1 protein-coding gene is annotated in these 910 nt (G+C 57.0%); it reads right to left on the reverse strand.

The window, feature by feature from the left end; genetic code table 11:
* Positions 1-816, reverse strand: an 816-nt coding sequence (locus tag ACX3P1_RS28220; protein ID WP_459083121.1) for a hypothetical protein, incomplete at its 3' end; no start/stop codon positions are given.
* Positions 817-910 lie beyond the last annotated feature (94 nt).

Raw genomic sequence — 910 nt, forward strand, 5'->3', positions numbered from 1 at the left:
TTTCTGGCCATTTCTTAAGTCCTCCATCGGCTCAAAAACCATACATAAGGCAGGACCAGTCTTCAGGGGGCAGACCACGTTGGCGCGTTCTAACGCTGCTGTCCAATGCTCGGCATCCGCTGCACGGTACGGGTCAGCGCCATTTGGACCTGGGACATGACCTGTAGGCCCTGCAACCCGCAGGGTGCGTCTAGAGAAAGTCGTGCGTTCCAACGATGCATTGTTCTGCGGTTGGCGCAGTTGAACGGTCAACTCGACTTCGGAAGGTTCTGCCCCCCGCGACACATCGTTCGAGACGGGCTCCAGTTCATCGTTCCCACCATTCGCAATTGAAGAGGTGAGCGTCCCGCGTGATTTCGTACTGGTCAGAGCGGGACCGGCCGCCAAAGTCTCCGCATCCACGTCCGGCGCAAACGGCGAGACAAATCCCTGATCAACGCCTCCGATTAATGAAGCAAGTTCGTCCTCGCGAAGTGAAGGCAATGCACGTTGGAGGTGGGCACGACGCAATGCGTCCGTTGAGGAAGTCAAGAACGGCACAAAACCTGCGCCGCTCTGCAGTTCAAAAAGCTCAGCAAGCCCATCCGCTACAGCATGGCACCCGAGATCCATCATCTCTTCGAAGCTTCTCGTGCCGTCGACCGTTATGATCAAGGCGTCGCCATCAAAGCTGTGACGCCATGGGTCCAACTCCTCCACGATCCTGGCACCGTTGATTGAGAGCTCCATCTCCGCTCGGCGCGCAACCTTGAGCTGAACCGCTTCAAGGCGACGCAGATGAGTACCGTCAGGAGATAGCGCCTTACGCAGCGCCATTATGTAAGGCTTCGATATGAGGTGGTGCCGGTTTCTGAGACAGGGGCATAAGGTGGATCGCCCGATGAAAAGGACGATCCAGAAGGACGATCCA

The sequence above is a fragment of the Mesorhizobium sp. A623 genome (assembly GCF_054489405.1).